20 protein-coding genes and 1 tRNA gene are annotated in these 16,991 nt (G+C 54.6%); 18 read left to right on the plus strand and 3 right to left on the minus strand.

Going from position 1 to position 16,991, the window contains the following annotated elements; translation table 11 throughout:
* Positions 1–110: 110 nt before the first annotated feature.
* Genes TU76_RS10395 through TU76_RS10425 form a run of 7 tightly spaced genes read left to right on the plus strand, consistent with a single transcriptional unit; the run spans position 111 to position 7,072 of the window.
* Positions 111–1,064: a sugar ABC transporter substrate-binding protein gene (locus tag TU76_RS10395; RefSeq protein WP_019829182.1), complete on the plus strand. Its 954-nt coding sequence runs from the start codon at positions 111–113 to the stop codon at positions 1,062–1,064.
* 55 nt (positions 1,065–1,119) lie between these two features.
* Positions 1,120–2,676: a sugar ABC transporter ATP-binding protein gene (locus tag TU76_RS10400; RefSeq protein ID WP_046808935.1), complete on the plus strand. Its 1,557-nt coding sequence runs from the start codon at positions 1,120–1,122 to the stop codon at positions 2,674–2,676.
* The gene (locus tag TU76_RS10405; protein WP_019829186.1) at positions 2,673–3,650 is read left to right on the plus strand and encodes an ABC transporter permease; all 978 of its coding nucleotides are present in this window, start codon (positions 2,673–2,675) and stop codon (positions 3,648–3,650) included. The genes TU76_RS10400 and TU76_RS10405 overlap by 4 nt, the downstream gene beginning before the upstream one ends.
* Positions 3,651–3,653: 3 nt before the next feature.
* Entirely contained in the window at positions 3,654–4,688 is a 1,035-nt protein-coding gene (locus tag TU76_RS10410; RefSeq protein ID WP_046808934.1) for a LacI family DNA-binding transcriptional regulator, read from the plus strand.
* A 10-nt stretch (positions 4,689–4,698) separates the two neighbouring features.
* A complete protein-coding gene (gene rbsK / locus TU76_RS10415; protein WP_048351597.1) occupies positions 4,699–5,619 on the plus strand; it encodes a ribokinase in 921 nt (306 codons plus the stop codon).
* A complete protein-coding gene (gene rbsD / locus TU76_RS10420; RefSeq protein WP_046808932.1) occupies positions 5,616–6,020 on the plus strand; it encodes a D-ribose pyranase in 405 nt (134 codons plus the stop codon). The genes rbsK and rbsD overlap by 4 nt, the downstream gene beginning before the upstream one ends.
* A gap of 23 nt (positions 6,021–6,043) precedes the next feature.
* On the plus strand, positions 6,044–7,072 hold the full coding sequence (locus tag TU76_RS10425) for a nucleoside hydrolase (protein WP_048351598.1): 1,029 nt from the start codon (positions 6,044–6,046) through the stop codon (positions 7,070–7,072).
* Positions 7,073–7,089: 17 nt separating this feature from the next.
* Here TU76_RS10425 and TU76_RS10430 read toward each other — a convergent pair whose 3' ends face one another.
* Positions 7,090–7,290, minus strand: a complete 201-nt coding sequence (locus tag TU76_RS10430; RefSeq protein WP_019829192.1) for a hypothetical protein — start codon at positions 7,288–7,290, stop codon at positions 7,090–7,092.
* 159 nt (positions 7,291–7,449) lie between these two features.
* Between TU76_RS10430 and TU76_RS10435 the strand changes: the two genes are divergently transcribed.
* Positions 7,450–7,755: a hypothetical protein gene (locus tag TU76_RS10435; RefSeq protein WP_037032894.1), complete on the plus strand. Its 306-nt coding sequence runs from the start codon at positions 7,450–7,452 to the stop codon at positions 7,753–7,755.
* Between the two features lie 161 nt (positions 7,756–7,916).
* A complete protein-coding gene (locus TU76_RS10440; RefSeq protein ID WP_019829196.1) occupies positions 7,917–8,225 on the plus strand; it encodes an I78 family peptidase inhibitor in 309 nt (102 codons plus the stop codon).
* A gap of 73 nt (positions 8,226–8,298) precedes the next feature.
* On the opposite strand, the gene TU76_RS10445 is transcribed toward TU76_RS10440, so the two are convergent.
* On the minus strand, positions 8,299–8,511 hold the full coding sequence (locus TU76_RS10445) for a cold-shock protein (protein ID WP_003179963.1): 213 nt from the start codon (positions 8,509–8,511) through the stop codon (positions 8,299–8,301).
* Positions 8,512–8,804: 293 nt separating this feature from the next.
* A complete protein-coding gene (locus tag TU76_RS10450; protein ID WP_019829198.1) occupies positions 8,805–9,107 on the minus strand; it encodes a hypothetical protein in 303 nt (100 codons plus the stop codon).
* A 364-nt stretch (positions 9,108–9,471) separates the two neighbouring features.
* Here TU76_RS10450 and thrS point away from each other — a divergent pair, with 364 nt between their 5' ends.
* From thrS to TU76_RS10495, 9 genes are all read left to right on the plus strand, one after another.
* Positions 9,472–11,394 carry a threonine--tRNA ligase gene (gene thrS, locus TU76_RS10455; RefSeq protein ID WP_048351599.1) on the plus strand — a complete coding sequence of 641 codons (1,923 nt, stop codon included), beginning with the start codon at positions 9,472–9,474 and terminating at the stop codon, positions 11,392–11,394.
* Entirely contained in the window at positions 11,394–11,945 is a 552-nt protein-coding gene (infC, locus tag TU76_RS10460; RefSeq protein WP_171970586.1) for a translation initiation factor IF-3, read from the plus strand. The genes thrS and infC overlap by 1 nt, the downstream gene beginning before the upstream one ends.
* A 59-nt stretch (positions 11,946–12,004) precedes the next feature.
* Entirely contained in the window at positions 12,005–12,199 is a 195-nt protein-coding gene (gene rpmI, locus TU76_RS10465) for a 50S ribosomal protein L35 (RefSeq protein WP_003442181.1), read from the plus strand.
* Between the two features lie 28 nt (positions 12,200–12,227).
* Positions 12,228–12,584, plus strand: a complete 357-nt coding sequence (gene rplT, locus TU76_RS10470; protein WP_003442184.1) for a 50S ribosomal protein L20 — start codon at positions 12,228–12,230, stop codon at positions 12,582–12,584.
* A 109-nt stretch (positions 12,585–12,693) separates the two neighbouring features.
* A complete protein-coding gene (gene pheS, locus TU76_RS10475; protein ID WP_048351600.1) occupies positions 12,694–13,710 on the plus strand; it encodes a phenylalanine--tRNA ligase subunit alpha in 1,017 nt (338 codons plus the stop codon).
* A 26-nt stretch (positions 13,711–13,736) separates the two neighbouring features.
* A complete protein-coding gene (gene pheT / locus TU76_RS10480; protein WP_046808930.1) occupies positions 13,737–16,115 on the plus strand; it encodes a phenylalanine--tRNA ligase subunit beta in 2,379 nt (792 codons plus the stop codon).
* A gap of 3 nt (positions 16,116–16,118) precedes the next feature.
* Positions 16,119–16,421 (plus strand): integration host factor subunit alpha, encoded by a 303-nt coding sequence (ihfA, locus tag TU76_RS10485; protein ID WP_002553164.1) that lies wholly within the window; start codon positions 16,119–16,121, stop codon positions 16,419–16,421.
* Positions 16,402–16,758, plus strand: coding sequence for a MerR family transcriptional regulator (locus TU76_RS10490; protein WP_019829202.1), 357 nt, complete (start codon positions 16,402–16,404; stop codon positions 16,756–16,758). Before ihfA ends, TU76_RS10490 begins: the two co-directional genes overlap by 20 nt.
* 79 nt (positions 16,759–16,837) lie before the next feature.
* A tRNA-Pro gene (locus TU76_RS10495) sits at positions 16,838–16,914 on the plus strand.
* Positions 16,915–16,991: the final 77 nt, after the last annotated feature.

Raw genomic sequence — 16,991 nt, forward strand, 5'->3', positions numbered from 1 at the left:
GCCCCGGCAGTTTCTGAATCATGACCTATTGCCAGAACACGGCTGTTGGCACTCAGGCTTGGCGCGAGCAGGACGTTGCTCACAATAATCATAAGATCGGAGTTACTTCCATGAAGCTGCCATTCGCTGGACGCCTTCTTGCTGTCGCCATGCTGGCTGCGGCATCCCTTACCCTCCCTGTTGCTCATGCAGATACCCCTGAAAAACCCAAAGTCGGCCTGGTGATGAAGTCGTTGGCAAACGAGTTCTTTGTCACCATGCAAAAGGGTGGCGAGGACTATCAAAAAGCCCATGCGGCCAGTTTCGACCTGGTCTCTAACGGGATCAAAAATGAAACCGACACCGCAGGCCAAATCGACATCATCAATCAGATGATCATCGCCAAGGTCGATGCGCTGGTGATTGCACCGGCGGACTCCAAAGCCTTGGTGTCGGCGATCAAGAAAGCCAAGGACCGCGGGATCGTGGTGGTCAACATCGACAACCAGCTGGACCCCGACGTGCTGAAAAGCAAAGGTATCGAGGTGCCGTTTGTGGGGCCTAACAATCGCCAAGGCGCCCGTGAAGTAGGTGAGTACCTGGCGACAAAACTTCAGGCAGGCGATGAAGTGGGGATCATTGAGGGCGTGTCGACCACCACCAATGCTCAAATGCGCACCGCAGGTTTCAAGGACGCCATGACCGCAGCCGGCATGAAAATTGTGCCCGTGCAGTCGGGTAATTGGGAAATCGACGGCGGCAACAAGGTTGCGGCGGGCATGCTCAGCGAGTACCCCAATCTCAAGGCCATCCTTGCAGGCAACGACAGCATGGCTCTTGGCGCTGTGTCGGCCATCCGTGCAGCAGGCAAGGTCGGTAAGGTCCAGGTCGTGGGCTATGACAATATCGATGCGATAAAACCGATGCTCAAAGATGGCCGGGTACTGGCCACTGCAGACCAGGCAGCAGCCAAGCAGGCGGTTTTTGGCATTGAAACCGCCCTCAAGCTGGTCAAGAAAGAGCCGGTTGAAAACCTGAAGGATGGTGTCATCGACACCCCAGTCGAACTGGTCATCAACAAGTAACCCCCTTCGGTGTTGCAGGCATCCGCCCGTTTGGGCGGGTGCCGGGAGAAATAATATGTCTGCTCCTGATGCCGGCGTGGTCCTCACGGTCAGCGGGATTGGTAAAACGTACACTCAACAGGCAGTGCTGGCAGGCATTGATCTGTCGCTGTATCGCGGCGAAGTGCTGGCCTTGACGGGTGAAAATGGCGCCGGAAAGAGCACCCTGTCGAAAATTATCGGCGGCCTGGAAGTGCCGACTCTGGGGCAGATGCAATTCAATGGCCAGGCCTATGCCCCGAGCAGTCGCTCACACGCTGAGAAGCAGGGCGTGCGCATGGTCATGCAGGAGCTGAACCTGCTGCCCACCCTGTCAGTGGCTGAAAACCTGTTTCTGGATAAACTGCCCAGCCGCATGGGCTGGATCAGCCGTAAACAATTGCGCAAGTCAGCCATTGAAGCCATGGCCCAGGTGGGGCTGGAGGCGATAGACCCTGACACCCTGGTCGGAGAGCTTGGGATTGGTCATCAGCAAATGGTCGAGATCGCTCGCAACCTGATTGGTGACTGTCATGTGCTGATCCTGGATGAGCCTACTGCGATGCTCACGGCCCGTGAAGTTGAAATGCTGTTTGTGCAAATCGAACGGCTTCAGGCCCGTGGCGTGGCAATTGTGTATATCTCCCATCGACTTGAAGAGTTGGCGCGTGTGGCGCAGCGGATTGCCGTGCTGCGTGATGGTTGCCTGGTGTGTGTCGAGCCCATTGCGGATTACAGCAGTGAGCAACTGGTCAATCTGATGGTGGGCCGTGAGTTGGGCGACCAGCTGGATTTAGGGCCGCGTACTTTGGGTGACACGGCGCTCAAAGTCTGTGGGATCGGTCGTTCGAACAAGGTGCAAGATGTCTCGTTTGAAGTGCGGCAGGGCGAAATATTTGGCATTTCGGGGCTGATCGGAGCAGGGCGCACCGAGCTTTTACGATTGATCTATGGCGCCGATCTACCCGATACCGGCAGCGTTGCGGTGGGCACGCCGGCGCAAGTGGTGAGCATTCGCTCGCCAGCCGATGCGGTAAAGCAGGGTATTGCCCTGATTACGGAGGATCGCAAGGGCGAGGGGTTGCTTTTGACTCAGTCGATCAGTGCCAACATCGGCCTGGGCAATATGCACCGTATCTCCAGCACGGGGGTGGTGAATGGCCAGCAGGAAGCCGCGCTGGCCCGACGCCAGATAGACGCAATGGGGATCCGCAGCAGCGGTCCTGATCAAGTTGTGTCACAACTGTCCGGCGGGAACCAGCAGAAAGTCGTCATCGGCCGTTGGCTGGAGCGCGACTGTACGGTCCTGCTGTTTGATGAACCCACTCGCGGTATCGACATCGGTGCCAAGTTCGATATTTACCGACTGTTGGGTGAACTGACGCGCAAGGGCAAGGCGTTGGTGGTGGTGTCGAGCGACCTTCGTGAGTTGATGTTGATCTGTGACCGCATTGGCGTGCTGTCTGCGGGGCGTTTGATCGATACGTTCGAGCGTGACAGCTGGAGCCAGGAACAATTGCTGGCAGCAGCGTTTGCCGGTTATCAAAAAAGAGATGCGTTGCTTACAGAAGCCGCGCCAAAGGAAGCCTCATGAAAGCCACCCTCGTGCCGCAAAAAAATGCACACAACTACTACGGAATGGGCACTTATCTGGGGTTGGCGGGCGCTTTGCTGGCCATGATTGTGCTGTTCTCAAGCCTCAGTGATCACTTTTTCTCTTATGACACGTTGAGCACGCTGGCCAACCAGATTCCGGATTTGATGGTGCTCTCTGTCGGTATGACGTTTGTACTGATTATCGGCGGCATCGACCTGTCGGTTGGATCGGTATTGGCCCTGGCTGCGTCAGCGGTCAGTGTCGCGATTCTGGGCTGGGGCTGGAGTGTGATGCCTGCCGCCTTGCTGGGCATGGGGTGTGCAGCCCTTGCGGGTACGATTACAGGCTCAATCACAGTGGCCTGGAAAATCCCCTCTTTTATTGTGTCGCTGGGGGTTCTGGAGATGGCCCGGGGTGCGGCCTACCAAATGACCGGCTCGCGCACGGCCTATATCGGTGATGCGTTCGCCTGGCTTTCAAACCCGGTTGCCTTCGGTATTTCACCCTCTTTCATCATCGCATTGCTGATCATTGTTATCGCTCAAGCGGTACTGACGCGCACGGTGTTTGGCCGCTACCTGATCGGTATTGGTACCAACGAAGAAGCTGTACGTCTGGCCGGTATCAACCCCAAGCCCTACAAGATACTGGTCTTCAGCATGATGGGGTTGCTGGCAGGAGTCGCGGCCCTGTTCCAGATCTCTCGCCTTGAAGCTGCCGACCCCAATGCCGGTTCGGGTCTTGAGCTGCAGGTGATTGCCGCAGTGGTGATTGGCGGTACGAGCCTGATGGGCGGGCGCGGCTCGGTAATCAGTACCTTTTTTGGTGTGCTGATTATCTCGGTATTGGCCGCAGGGCTTGCCCAGATCGGCGCGACAGAGCCTACAAAGCGTATTATTACCGGTGCTGTCATAGTGATAGCAGTGGTATTGGACACATACCGCAGTCAACGTGCACAGCGACGGAACTAAGCGATGGCAACTATTAAAGATGTCGCGGCAATGGCGGGCATTTCATATACGACGGTTTCTCATGTTCTGAATAAAACCCGCCCAGTGAGCGAGCCGGTTCGCTTGAAAGTTGAGGAAGCCATCGCGCGCCTCGATTATGTCCCCAGCGCTGTAGCGCGCTCGTTGAAAGCCAAGACCACGGCGACTATCGGTCTGTTGGTTGCCAATAGCCTGAACCCGTACTTTGCCGAGTTGGCGCGGGGGATTGAGGACTATTGCGAGCGCAACAATTACTGCGTGATTTTGTGCAATTGCGACGATGACCCAGACAAACAACGCAATTACTTACGGGTACTGCTTGAAAAGCGGGTGGACGGGCTGGTGGTTGCTTCGGCCGGTGGCGATCTGGGGATGGCCAGCGGCCTGGTCGGGGTTCGAACGCCGATGGTCATCGTCGACCGTAGCCTTGAGGGCGTGGAGGCTGATCTGGTGCGAATCGATCACGAGCTTGGCGCTTATTTGGCGACCCGTCACTTGCTCGATTTGGGGCACCGTGACATTGCCTGTATCGCAGGGCCGGCAATCACTCGCGTTGCACAGCTGCGCATGGCCGGGTATCTGCGGGCGTTGGCCGAGGCGGGCGTTATGGCGGATGAACGCTGGCTGGTCGAAAGCGACTTCAGCAGCGTGGGCGGCTATCAGGCTGCTGTCGGCCTGCTCGAGCACAACCGGCCCTCGGCTATTTTTGCCTGCAACGACATGATGGGTATCGGTGTATTGCGGGCGGCGGCGGAGCGCAACATTCGAGTACCGGAGCAGTTGTCGGTCATCGGCTTTGATGATGTGCAGATGAGTCGTTACGTCTATCCCTCCCTGACGACGGTGGGGCAGTCGATTTTGCAATTGGGTGAAATGGCAGCACAACTGTTGTTGCGCCGCATTGCCTCGCCGGAGCGAGCGATAGAGCAGCGGATCGTGAAGCCTGACATCGTGTTGCGAGAGTCCACCAGAGCCTATGTCGAGGCCCCTTTCAAGTCCCCCCAAAATATCAATGGATGAGTGCCGATACATGCAAGCAAATGTAGTAGTGGTTGGCAGTCTGAACATGGACCTGGTCACCCGCACAGAGAGATTGCCTCGCCCGGGAGAAACGGTTTTTGGGCAGTCCTTTGGCACAGTGCACGGAGGCAAGGGGGCTAATCAGGCGGTGGCGGCTTCGCGCCTGGGGGCCCGCGTGGCCATGGTCGGGTGTGTCGGCAGTGACGCCTATGGAGTGCAACTGCGCGAAGGGCTGCTGGCTGACCGGATTGATTGCCTGGCAGTGCGCACCGTGCCCGAGAGTGCAAGCGGTGTGGCGCTCATCACCGTCGATGCCAACAGCCAGAACACCATTGTGGTCGTGGCTGGTGCCAATGGTTGTCTCGAGCCTGAAGATCTCAAGGCGTGTGATCAGGTTTTGCAAGTCGCAGACGTGATTGTCTGCCAGCTTGAAGTGCCGATTGAGACTGTAGGCTACGTGCTCGGCCGTGGGCGTGAACTGGATAAGATCGTGATTCTAAATCCCGCCCCGGCGAGTGGTCCTTTGCCCAGGCACTGGTACGGCGCCATCGACTATTTAATTCCGAATGAAAGTGAAGCCTGGGCGCTTAGCGGTGTGACAGTCGACTCCCTTGAATCGGCAGAGCTGGCAGCTCGCCAGTTGATCGAGTTTGGAGCGCGCAAGGTGATTGTGACCTTGGGTGCCAAGGGCGCCCTGTTTGTCAGTGCCCAGCGTGTAGAGCACTTTGCTGCGCCCAGGGTTGAGGCGGTAGATGCCACAGCGGCAGGGGATACCTTTGTCGGGGGCTTTTCTGCTGCACTGGCGGCGGGTATGGATCAGGACGATGCCATTCGCTTTGCTCAAGTAGCTGCCGCGTTGTCGGTAACCCATGCAGGTGCTCAGCCTTCGATTCCTTCATTGCGTGATGTCCAGGGCTTTGCCACACCATGAAAAAAACACCTCTGCTTAATATTGCCCTGTCGCGGCTTGTTGCTTCGCTTGGGCATGGCGACATTGTGGTTATTGCGGATGCCGGATTGCCGGTGCCCAAGGGAGTGGAGCTGATTGATCTGGCGCTGACCCAGGGCATTCCGGATGTCGCCAGTACCTTGCGTACGTTGCTCAGCGAGATGCAGGTGCAAAGTCATGTACTGGCCAACGAGCTGCTGCATGCACCGTGTCCTGCACTCTCGTGCATCGAGGCGCTAGCCGGTAGCGGTGAGTTGGGGTCGAGGCTTCTGCTCACCCACAGTGCTTTCAAGGAGTTGTGCCTACAGGCAAAGGTGATTGTTCGTACTGGAGAGTGTCGTCCTTACTGCAACATTGCCTTGGTCTCAGGCGTAACCTTTTAACGAAATAATCCAGGGAGTTGGTCATGTCGCGTTTTACACAGGTTTTTCAGCCATTGCTAAGGAGTGTCCTCTTCTTGTCCGCCATTACGATCTCGAGTGTTCAAGCCGCAGACAAGATTGATTTGATTATCGATACCGACCCCGGTGCCGATGATGTTGTTGCGCTGCTGTTGGCGCTGGCTTCACCCGAGCAATTGAATGTGCGGGCGATCACCACCGTGGCGGGCAATGTGCGGCTGGACAAGACTTCTCGTAATGCCCGTTTGGCGCGGGAGTGGGCAGGTCGTGAGGAGGTTCCTGTTTATGCAGGAGCGCCAAAGCCTTTGGTGCGCACCCCGATTTATGCCGAGAATATTCATGGTCAGGAAGGTGTGACAGGTGTGCCTGTCCATGAGCCTGCAAAAGGGCTTGAATCGACCAATGCCGTTAACTATCTGATCGAGACATTGCGTGCGGCGAAGCCTGGCAGCGTGACGATTGCCATGCTCGGCCCACAGACAAACCTGGCGCTGGCATTGATCCAGGCACCTGATATTACTCAGGGCATCAAGGAAGTCGTGGTCATGGGCGGCGCTCACTTCAATGGGGGCAATATCACTCCGGTCGCCGAATTCAACCTCTATGCGGATCCCCATGCAGCCGATGTGGTGTTGAAAAGCGGCGTCAAGCTGACTTATGTGCCGCTGGATGTTACGCATAAAATCCTGACCAGCGAGGAGCGTCTCAAGCAGATCGCAGCGTTGCGCAATACGGCCGGAAAGCTGGTCGGCGATATTCTTAATGAATATGTCAAAGGCGATATGGCGCACTACGGATTACCGGGTGGGCCCGTACACGATGCCAGTGTCATTGCCTACTTGCTGAATCCGGGTCTGTTTTCCGGGCGTGAGGTCAATTTGGTAGTGGATACCCGTGAAGGGCCGACCTTTGGCCAGACAATTCCTGACTGGTACAACACCTTGAGCCAGCCCAAAAACGCTTTTTGGGTCGAAAACGGCGACGCACAAGGTTTCTTCGATTTACTGACGGCGCGGCTGGGCCGGTTGAAGTGATTTGATGTCGCGCAGAGTCAAGTCAGCTTGGACAGTTCAGTCGGTTTGTACTTTTCGAAAACCTGGCTGACAAACGCTCGGGCAGCCTCTGTCCCGAGCTCCTTGACTAAAAGGTCGATGCCGATGATGGCCAGCTCTTCAGGGCTGCCAGGGCTGTAGGAGCATTGTCCTTGATGCCATTTGGCCTTGATATCTGCATCGATGCTGACTGTTGTCATTGGCTGCTCATGATAAGGGTGCGTGAAACAGGGATTTTAGCAAAAAGTCGTCTCGAAGCTATCAAGAGACCACCGTAAATCGTGTGAATGATATTTCGGGGCCTCAACTTTCCCATGAGACCCATGCCACACTTGCACTTTTTGAAAGTGGGGCAGGCCATGCAAATTGATCTAAACGACCCAGAAGCTTTAACCCTTGCTGCTGTACGTCAACTGCTGGCTTCAGCCAGTGATGATGCGCATACCCAATTGCGTGTTACCAAGGCAGGTATTGCCTACATTTCATCAGGTGTAGTCGGCGGAGTAGATATCGACGGGCTGCTTTTCAGGCTGGAGACCTGGGCGGCAGGTTCCGGCTATGTCGGAAAGGTTGCGGCAAGTGATGAGGTCTGGGTTATGCAGATTTCCAATGCCCTCAAAGACAACTGGCCCAATCCGCCCTTTGACTACATTGATGTGTACTGATTCCTACACATATTTGGCAATGATTGGGTGAGTGCTATAGAGGCCGGCTCGGGCACACTTGTTCGCGCATTGATCTAAGAGAAGATGCTGTCAGGCACCATGCAACCTAATTGCGAAAAAGCTGTCGCAAGGGTTCGGACTTTTTATTTTAAGGAGGCTTCATGTCTTGGAAGCTAGTGTCATTGGGTTCGTTGTTGGCGGTCGTAGCGCTATCAGGGTGCACCACCTCAAATTCGGATAAAGAACCCGCCGTGGAGGCAGGGCATAGCCGCTGTGATGCTAAAGCAGCATCATTTGTGATTGGTCAGAAAGCGTCGGCGCAGCTTCTGGAGCAAGCCCGCGTCAAGGCCGGTGCGCAGAATGCACGCCTCCTGTCGCCACACGACGTCATGACCCTCGAGTATCGGTCGGATCGCTTGAATCTTAATACGGATGACAATGCAGTCATCACCCGCGTGAACTGCGGCTAAGCAGCAGGCCTGGCTTTGTATCAGGCATAAAAAACCCCGTCACATGGACGGGGTTTTTTTGTTCGAGGGAGATTTACTCCGGACGAACCTGTGCAGCTTGCATACCCTTTTGGCCTTTCTCAGCCACGAAGGAAACGGTTTGGCCTTCTTTCAGGCTTTTGAAACCGTCGCTTTCGATAGCTTTGAAGTGTACGAACAGGTCGTCACCGCCACCTTGAGGAGTGATGAAGCCGAAGCCTTTTTCATCGTTGAACCATTTTACGGTGCCGGTTTGGCGATTAGACATGGTGTATCTCCAAGAAACTTATATTTTCAGTAGTACTGTGCTGCTCAGGCCAACTGGGCACACCGAGCTATCATAGTCGAAATGTGCGCTTTGGGAGCCCCCCTGAGTCACAGATTGCTGCAATGTTCGCTCTTTTTTGTGAGTGGCAACACTCTAGGCCCCCGGTTTACGGGGGTTTGAGGGTTAAAAACACTTAGAAAAAAAGCAGTCGCGAATACATTTTTTTTACGCAAAATAGGTTTTTAGGCCTGTTTCGCCCTGAATCAGGACCCAATCAGCCTTGGGGGTGAGGTCTATTTTGTAGCTCTGCAGGCCTGTATTGCATCCAGAGCTTTGGTTCTAAGCTCTGCACTCGGCTGCGTCGTCTTACTCATCAACTGCTGGATCTCTGCAGTCGAAAACTTCTCGGACAGTTTGTCCGCACCGCACGCGCAATGTTGTTGAGCGGTCTTCAGGTCGACGCTTTGGCTTGCCGCCGCTACGCAGTCCTTCATGTAGTCTTTTTTTGCTCCGGCTGGCCAGTTGTCGGCCTGGGCGGTGAGGGGTAGCAGCATTGCCAAAGGTGCTGCGAAGGCGAGTAAGCGGATCTTGCGCATAAGATGCTCCTTGTAAGCATTAAAACCGAGTGTGTATCACTGAGTATCTGAGAGGTTAGTGCAGCTCAAGTTCACCAATATGTAAAAAAGCTGCCTTTCTTTTAGATGCAGGGCCGGGCGCACAACAGTGATCATGCATCTGTGCTAGCATGCCGCCCTTGGCTATTTTGTGTGTTTGCATGCTCTCTGAGTTGCAGGGCAGTGCCATTAACCTTATTGATTTGAACTCCAGTCACTCTGGTTCGGTTTTTGGTTGGCCGCAAGGCTCCTGCCACTGTGAGGCAGGCATACCACCGAATCGCGTACTGGCTCATCCCAACCCACGTGACCTTTGGTAGGGGTCACCACTAGGAGAGGAGGCGCCATGCCAACTATTACTCTTCCCGACGGCAGTCAACGCTCTTTCGATCATCCTGTATCTGTTGCTGAGGTCGCCGCTTCAATTGGCGCGGGCCTGGCTAAAGCCACCGTGGCCGGCAAGGTCGACGGCAAACTGGTGGATGCCTGTGATCTGATTGAAAACGACGCCACCCTGCAAATCATCACGCCCAAGGATGAAGAGGGGCTGGAGATTATTCGCCACTCTTGCGCTCACTTGGTCGGTCATGCAGTCAAACAACTGTTTCCGACAGCCAAAATGGTGATCGGGCCGGTGATCGACGAAGGTTTTTATTACGATATCGCTTATGAGCGTCCGTTTACTCCGGATGACATGGCTGCTATCGAAAAGCGTATGCAGCAGTTGATCGAAAAAGATTACGACGTCATCAAGAAAGTCACTCCGCGTGCCGAAGTGATCGATCTGTTTGCCGCTCGTGGTGAAGACTACAAGCTGCGTCTTATTGAAGACATGCCGAACGAGCAGGCCATGGGTTTGTACTTTCACGAAGAGTACGTCGACATGTGCCGCGGGCCTCACGTCCCGAACACTCGCTTCCTGAAGTCGTTCAAGCTGACCAAGCTGTCGGGCGCCTACTGGCGTGGCGATGCCAAAAACGAGCAGTTGCAGCGTATTTACGGCACAGCATGGGCTGACAAGAAGCAGCTGGCGGCCTACGTTCTGCGTATTGAAGAAGCTGAAAAACGCGATCACCGTAAAATCGGCAAGCGTCTTGGCTTGTTTCATACTCAGGAAGAAGCCCCGGGCATGGTGTTTTGGCACCCTAATGGCTGGACGCTTTACCAGGTGCTTGAGCAGTACATGCGCAAAGTACAGCGCGAGAATGGCTATCTGGAGATCAAAACTCCCCAGGTAGTGGATCGTAGCTTGTGGGAAAAGTCCGGGCACTGGGCCAACTACGCCGACAACATGTTTACGACTCAGTCGGAAAGCCGCGATTACGCAATCAAGCCGATGAACTGCCCTTGCCACGTGCAAGTGTTCAATCAAGGCCTGAAGAGCTACCGTGAGCTGCCGCTGCGTCTGGCAGAGTTCGGCGCTTGCCATCGTAACGAGCCGTCGGGTGCCTTGCACGGCATCATGCGTGTTCGAGGCTTCACGCAGGACGATGCGCATATTTTCTGCACCGAAGAACAGATGCAGGCCGAGTCTGCAGCCTTTATCAAGCTGACGCTGGATGTCTACGCTGACTTCGGATTCAAAGACATTGAGCTCAAGCTGTCGACACGTCCTGAAAAGCGTGTTGGGTCTGATGAGCTGTGGGATCGCGCTGAGAGCGCACTGGCTTCAGCCCTTGATAGCGCTGGCCTGGCTTATGATTTGCAGCCGGGCGAGGGTGCCTTTTACGGACCCAAGATTGAATTTTCTCTGAAAGATTGTCTGGGTCGTGTCTGGCAATGTGGTACCCTGCAGCTCGATTTCAACCTGCCGATCCGTCTTGGCGCAGAATATGTGTCCGAAGACAACAGTCGAAAGCAACCCGTTATGCTGCACCGCGCGATCCTTGGATCGTTCGAACGCTTCATCGGAATTCTGATTGAGCATTACGAAGGTGCGTTCCCTGCGTGGCTAGCGCCGACTCAGGCAGTGATCATGAATATCACTGATAAACAGGCAGATTTTGCTGCTGAAGTTGAAAAAACTCTCAATCAGAGCGGATTTCGTGCCAAGTCTGACTTGAGAAATGAAAAGATCGGCTTTAAAATCCGCGAGCATACTTTGCTCAAGGTTCCTTATCTCTTGGTTATCGGAGATCGGGAAGTCGAGATGCAGACTGTCGCTGTGCGTACACGTGAAGGTGCTGACCTGGGCTCGATGCCCGTCGCGCAATTCGCTGAATTCCTCGCACAAGCGGTTTCCCGGCGTGGTCGCCATGATTCGGAGTAATTATTATTAAGCGTGAAATGAGACAAGATAAACGAGCTGCACCGAAAGCCCCGATCAACGAGAATATCTCTGCACGCGAGGTTCGGTTAATTGGGGCTGAAGGCGAGCAGCTTGGGATTGTGTCAATTGAAGACGCGCTTCTTAAAGCTGAAGAGGCCAAACTGGATTTGGTGGAAATTTCCGCTGATGCAGTACCCCCAGTTTGTAAGCTGATGGACTACGGCAAATCTATCTTCGAAAAGAAGAAACAGGTTGCCGCTGCAAAGAAAAACCAGAAACAGATCCAGGTTAAAGAAATCAAGTTTCGTCCAGGGACGGAGGAAGGGGATTACCAGGTAAAACTGCGCAACCTGGTACGTTTCCTGAGTGATGGGGACAGGGCCAAGGTATCGTTAAGATTCCGCGGCCGTGAGATGGCCCACCAGGAGCTGGGTATGGAACTGTTGAAGCGGGTTGAAGGTGACCTGCTTGAATACGGGACCGTCGAACAGCATCCTAAGATGGAAGGACGCCAACTGATTATGGTCATCGCCCCGAAAAAGAAGAAGTAATCACTAGGGCACGGCAGGCCTTTTGATTATGTTTATCAACTGAATGCGGAGTACCGAACATGCCAAAGATGAAAACTAAAAGTGGTGCTGCTAAGCGGTTTCTGAAAACTGCTAACGGCATCAAGCACAAGCACGCTTTCAAGAGCCACATCCTGACCAAAATGTCGACTAAGCGTAAGCGTCAATTGCGCGGTAGCAGCTTGCTGCATCCGTCTGACGTGGCAAAAGTGAAGCGCATGCTGCGCCTTTGCTAATTTCGGTCAAGAATAGAGGAAGTAACTCATGGCTCGTGTAAAGCGTGGCGTTGTCGCCCGTAAACGTCACAAAAAAATTCTGAAACTGGCTAAAGGCTACTACGGCGCACGCTCACGCGTATTCCGTGTTGCCAAGCAAGCGGTAATCAAGGCAGGCCAATACGCCTACCGTGACCGTCGTCAGAAAAAACGTCAGTTCCGCGCTCTGTGGATCGCTCGTATCAACGCTGGTGCACGTATTAACGGTCTGTCCTACAGCCGTTTCATCGCCGGCCTGAAAAAAGCTTCCATCGAGATCGACCGTAAGGTTCTGTCTGATCTGGCAGTGAACGAAAAAGCGGCGTTTGCTGCGATTGTCGAGAAAGCTAAAGCCACTCTGGCTTAAGTACCCCCGACATTCACTTGGGCTTGCCTGTGTGAGCCCAGGTGCTAAACGTCTTAAATAGGGGAAGAGCCTTCAAGCTCTTCCCCTATTTTGTATCTGGAGTCTGTACATGGAAAACCTGGATGCGCTGGTCTCTCAAGCACTAGAGGCTGTGCAAAGCGCTGAAGATATCAATGCCCTGGAGCAAATCCGGGTTCAATACCTTGGCAAAAAAGGTGAATTGACTCAGGTGATGAAGACCCTGGGCAATCTGCCGGCAGATGAGCGTCCGCAAGTAGGTGCTCTGATCAACGTTGCCAAGGAGCGTGTCACAGAGGTTCTCAATGCGCGCAAGGCACTGTTTGAAGAGGCTGACCTGGCCGCCAAACTGTCTGCCGAGTCCATTGATGTGACCCTGCCTGGCCGTGGCCAGACCTCCGGCGGTCTGCATCCGGTTACCCGGACTCTGGAACGTATCGAGCAGTTCTTTACCCACATTGGCTACGGCATTGCCGAAGGCCCTGAGGTTGAAGACGACTATCACAACTTTGAAGCGCTCAACATCCCAGGCCATCACCCGGCCCGGTCGATGCATGACACCTTCTACTTCAATGCAAACATGTTGTTGCGCACCCATACCTCGCCGGTACAGGTCCGCACCATGGAATCGCAGCAACCGCCGATCCGCATCGTCTGCCCGGGCCGTGTGTACCGTAGCGACTCCGATATCACCCACTCGCCGATGTTTCATCAGGTTGAAGGCCTACTGGTAGATCGCGATATCAACTTCGCGGACCTGAAAGGGACCATCGAAGAGTTCCTGCGGGTGTTCTTCGAAAAAGAACTGGCCGTGCGCTTCCGTCCCTCGTACTTCCCGTTTACTGAGCCTTCAGCTGAAGTGGATATGGAATGCGTGATGTGCAGCGGTAAAGGCTGCCGTGTCTGCAAACAGACGGGCTGGCTGGAAGTTATGGGCTGCGGCATGGTTCACCCGAACGTGCTGCGCATGTCCGGAATTGATCCAGAAGAATTTTCGGGCTTTGCCTTCGGTATGGGCGTTGAGCGTCTGGCCATGCTGCGTTACGGCGTGAATGACTTGCGTCTGTTCTTCGACAACGACTTGCGGTTCCTCGCGCAATTTCGCTAGTCGTAACTAATTCTTAGGAGAGCAGGATGAAATTCAGTGAACAATGGCTGCGTGGTTGGGTAAACCCGCAGGTAGGTCGCGACGAGCTGGTTGCTCGTCTGTCGATGGCCGGTCTTGAGGTCGACAGCGTTACGCCGGCCGCCGGTGTATTCAGTGGTGTGGTCGTGGGCGAGGTGCTGAGCACTGAGCAACACCCTGATGCCGATAAGCTTCGTGTTTGCCAGGTCAGTAATGGTTCTGAGACTTTTCAGGTAGTTTGCGGCGCGCCTAACGTGCGTCAAGGCCTGAAGATTCCGTTCGCCATGATCGGCGCCGAACTACCGGGTGACTTCAAAATCAAGAAAGCCAAACTGCGTGGTGTCGAGTCCAACGGCATGTTGTGCTCCCAGGCAGAGCTGCAGGTGGGTGAAGGTAACGACGGTCTGATGGAGCTGCCGGCTGATGCGCCGGTTGGCGAAGATATCCGCGTTTACCTGAACCTCGAAGACGCTAGTATCGAAGTGGACCTGACCCCTAACCGCGGTGACTGCCTGTCGCTTGCAGGTCTTGCCCGGGAAGTGGGTGCTTTGTACGCGGCGCCGGTGACTCGCCCTGTTGTGGCTGTTGTACCGGCTGTACATGACGAAGTCCGTTCTGTCGAAGTACTTGCTCCTGCCGCATGCCCGCGTTACCTGGGCCGTGTAATCCGCAATGTTGATCTGTCCCGGCCCACGCCGTTGTGGATGGTTGAGCGTTTGCGTCGTGCCGATGTACGTAGTATCGATGCAGCTGTCGACATCACCAATTATGTGATGCTGGAGCTGGGTCAGCCGTTGCACGCGTTTGACCTCGCCGAAATCAATGGCGGTATCCGCGTACGCATGGCCGAAGATGGCGAAAAGCTGGTGTTGCTCGACGGTCAGGAAGTTTCCCTGCGTAGCGATACACTGGTGATTGCTGACCACACCCGGGCCTTGGCGATTGCTGGCGTAATGGGTGGCGAGCACAGCGGTGTAACCACCAAGACCCGCGATATATTTCTTGAAAGTGCCTTCTTTGATCAGATTGCTGTCGCTGGCAAAGCACGTTCATATGGTCTGCATACTGACGCTTCGCACCGCTATGAGCGTGGCGTTGACTGGAAGCTGGCCCGTGAAGCGATGGAGCGCGCCACTGGCCTGCTGCTGGACATCACTGGCGGCGAAGCCGGCCCGATCATCGAAACTGTCAGCGAGCAGTATCTGCCATCGATTGCACCGATCACTTTGCGTGCAGCTCGTATCAGTCAGATGCTGGGTTTGGAAATGGATTCGGCAGAAATTGAGCGCTTGCTCAGTGCCCTGGGTCTGACCATTACCGCTGAAGGGGCAGGGCAGTGGCGTGTAGAAGTGCCTAGTCATCGCTTCGATATCAGTCTGGAAGTTGACCTTATCGAGGAGCTGGCCCGTCTGTACGGCTACAACCGTTTGCCGGTTCGTTATCCGCAGGCCCGCCTGGCACCGCAAGCCAAGGCTGAAGCCCGTAGCGACCTGCCTGAGCTGCGTCGTTTACTTGTAGCGCGTGGTTATCAGGAAGCGATCACCTACAGCTTCATCGACCCGAAACAGTTCGAACTGTTCAGCCCGGGTGTTGAGCCACTGCTGCTGGCTAACCCGATCTCCAACGACATGGCCGCTATGCGTGCCTCGTTGTGGCCAGGACTGGTCAAGGCATTGCAGCACAACCTGAACCGTCAGCAAGACCGCGTTCGCCTATTCGAAAGTGGTCTGCGTTTTGTAGGTCAGCTGGAAGGACTTAAGCAAGAGCCCATGCTGGCAGGTGTGGTTTGCGGCAGTCGTCTTCCTGAGGGTTGGGCGCAAGGCCGCGACGTCGTTGACTTCTTCGACGTCAAAGCCGATGTAGAGGCAGTGTTGGGTTTTGCTGGTGCTCTGGATGCATTCAGCTTCGTGCCAGGTAAACATCCTGCGCTGCACCCTGGTCAAACCGCCCGTATCGAACGTGATGGTCGAGAAGTCGGCTATGTCGGTGCAATTCACCCGGAACTGTCAAAGAACCTGGGTCTTGACCGACCAGTGTTTGTTTTTGAGCTGGTTTTGGCTGAAGTGGCGCTGGGTAAAATGCCTAAATTCCATGAGTTATCGCGCTTTCCTGAAGTGCGTCGTGACTTGGCCTTGTTGGCCGACCGTGACGTTGCAGCCAGTGCTGTACTGGATGTAATTCGTGAAAATGCAGGCGAGTGGCTCACGGACCTAAGGTTATTTGACGTTTACCAGGGTAAAGGTATTGATCCGCATAGAAAAAGCCTTGCAGTTGGCTTGACCTGGCAGCATCCATCGCGCACTCTTAATGACGATGAGGTGAACGCCACGACGCAAAACATTCTCACCTCGCTCGAAAAAAGGTTGAACGCCACGTTAAGGAAGTGACGTATGGGGGCTCTGACGAAAGCTGAAATGGCGGAACGTCTTTATGAAGAGTTGGGCCTGAATAAACGTGAAGCCAAAGAATTGGTGGAATTGTTTTTCGAAGAAATCAGGCACGCTCTTGAAGACAACGAGCAAGTCAAATTGTCAGGTTTTGGCAATTTTGATCTGCGTGACAAGCGACAGCGGCCAGGCCGCAATCCGAAAACGGGAGAAGAAATCCCGATCACGGCTCGCCGTGTAGTCACTTTTCGTCCAGGGCAGAAGTTGAAGGCCCGAGTAGAGGCTTATGCTGGAACCAAGTCATAACGACGAGCTCCCGCCGATCCCAGGCAAACGCTACTTCGCCATTGGCGAAGTCAGCGAGCTCTGTGCGGTAAAACCGCACGTGCTGCGCTATTGGGAGCAAGAGTTTCCTCAACTCAACCCTGTGAAACGTCGCGGAAATCGCCGGTATTATCAGCGTCAAGATGTGCTGATGATCCGGCAAATTCGTGCACTGCTTTATGATCAAGGATTCACCATTGGAGGAGCGCGTTTGCGACTTTCTGGTGATGAAGCCAAAGATGACACCACACAGTACAAGCAACTGATTCGCCAAACGATCTCCGAGTTGGAGGATGTTTTGCTAGTCCTTAGAAAGTAACTTCGGCGTTTAAAATACTTTCGTATTTCAAAAGCTTAGGGTATATTTCTCGACGTTCTAGAAAGTTGTAACGCCTAGTCGGGGCGTAGCGCAGTCCGGTAGCGCACTAGCATGGGGTGCTAGGGGTCGAGTGTTCGAATCACTCCGTCCCGACCATATTATTCAATGACTTAGGCCAATGTCCCCGACATTGGCCTTTTTCATTTTCGGGAGATTTTCGGGGCTTTTCCGCT

The organism is Pseudomonas psychrophila, from assembly GCF_001043005.1.
GTDB lineage: Bacteria > Pseudomonadota > Gammaproteobacteria > Pseudomonadales > Pseudomonadaceae > Aquipseudomonas > Aquipseudomonas psychrophila.

Excerpts from the sequence above, each read along its gene's own strand:
- TU76_RS10395 (WP_019829182.1), top strand. The coding sequence starts at position 111 with ATGAAGCTGCCATTCGCTGGACGCCTTCTTGCTGTCGCCATGCTGGCT.
- TU76_RS10400 (WP_046808935.1), top strand. The coding sequence starts at position 1,120 with ATGTCTGCTCCTGATGCCGGCGTGGTCCTCACGGTCAGCGGGATTGGT.
- TU76_RS10405 (WP_019829186.1), top strand. The coding sequence starts at position 2,673 with ATGAAAGCCACCCTCGTGCCGCAAAAAAATGCACACAACTACTACGGA.
- TU76_RS10410 (WP_046808934.1), top strand. The coding sequence starts at position 3,654 with ATGGCAACTATTAAAGATGTCGCGGCAATGGCGGGCATTTCATATACG.
- rbsK (WP_048351597.1), top strand. The coding sequence starts at position 4,699 with ATGCAAGCAAATGTAGTAGTGGTTGGCAGTCTGAACATGGACCTGGTC.
- rbsD (WP_046808932.1), top strand. The coding sequence starts at position 5,616 with ATGAAAAAAACACCTCTGCTTAATATTGCCCTGTCGCGGCTTGTTGCT.
- TU76_RS10425 (WP_048351598.1), top strand. The coding sequence starts at position 6,044 with ATGTCGCGTTTTACACAGGTTTTTCAGCCATTGCTAAGGAGTGTCCTC.
- TU76_RS10430 (WP_019829192.1), bottom strand. The coding sequence starts at position 7,290 with ATGACAACAGTCAGCATCGATGCAGATATCAAGGCCAAATGGCATCAA.
- TU76_RS10435 (WP_037032894.1), top strand. The coding sequence starts at position 7,450 with ATGCAAATTGATCTAAACGACCCAGAAGCTTTAACCCTTGCTGCTGTA.
- TU76_RS10440 (WP_019829196.1), top strand. The coding sequence starts at position 7,917 with ATGTCTTGGAAGCTAGTGTCATTGGGTTCGTTGTTGGCGGTCGTAGCG.
- TU76_RS10445 (WP_003179963.1), bottom strand. The coding sequence starts at position 8,511 with ATGTCTAATCGCCAAACCGGCACCGTAAAATGGTTCAACGATGAAAAA.
- TU76_RS10450 (WP_019829198.1), bottom strand. The coding sequence starts at position 9,107 with ATGCGCAAGATCCGCTTACTCGCCTTCGCAGCACCTTTGGCAATGCTG.
- thrS (WP_048351599.1), top strand. The coding sequence starts at position 9,472 with ATGCCAACTATTACTCTTCCCGACGGCAGTCAACGCTCTTTCGATCAT.
- rpmI (WP_003442181.1), top strand. The coding sequence starts at position 12,005 with ATGCCAAAGATGAAAACTAAAAGTGGTGCTGCTAAGCGGTTTCTGAAA.
- rplT (WP_003442184.1), top strand. The coding sequence starts at position 12,228 with ATGGCTCGTGTAAAGCGTGGCGTTGTCGCCCGTAAACGTCACAAAAAA.
- pheS (WP_048351600.1), top strand. The coding sequence starts at position 12,694 with ATGGAAAACCTGGATGCGCTGGTCTCTCAAGCACTAGAGGCTGTGCAA.
- pheT (WP_046808930.1), top strand. The coding sequence starts at position 13,737 with ATGAAATTCAGTGAACAATGGCTGCGTGGTTGGGTAAACCCGCAGGTA.
- ihfA (WP_002553164.1), top strand. The coding sequence starts at position 16,119 with ATGGGGGCTCTGACGAAAGCTGAAATGGCGGAACGTCTTTATGAAGAG.
- TU76_RS10490 (WP_019829202.1), top strand. The coding sequence starts at position 16,402 with ATGCTGGAACCAAGTCATAACGACGAGCTCCCGCCGATCCCAGGCAAA.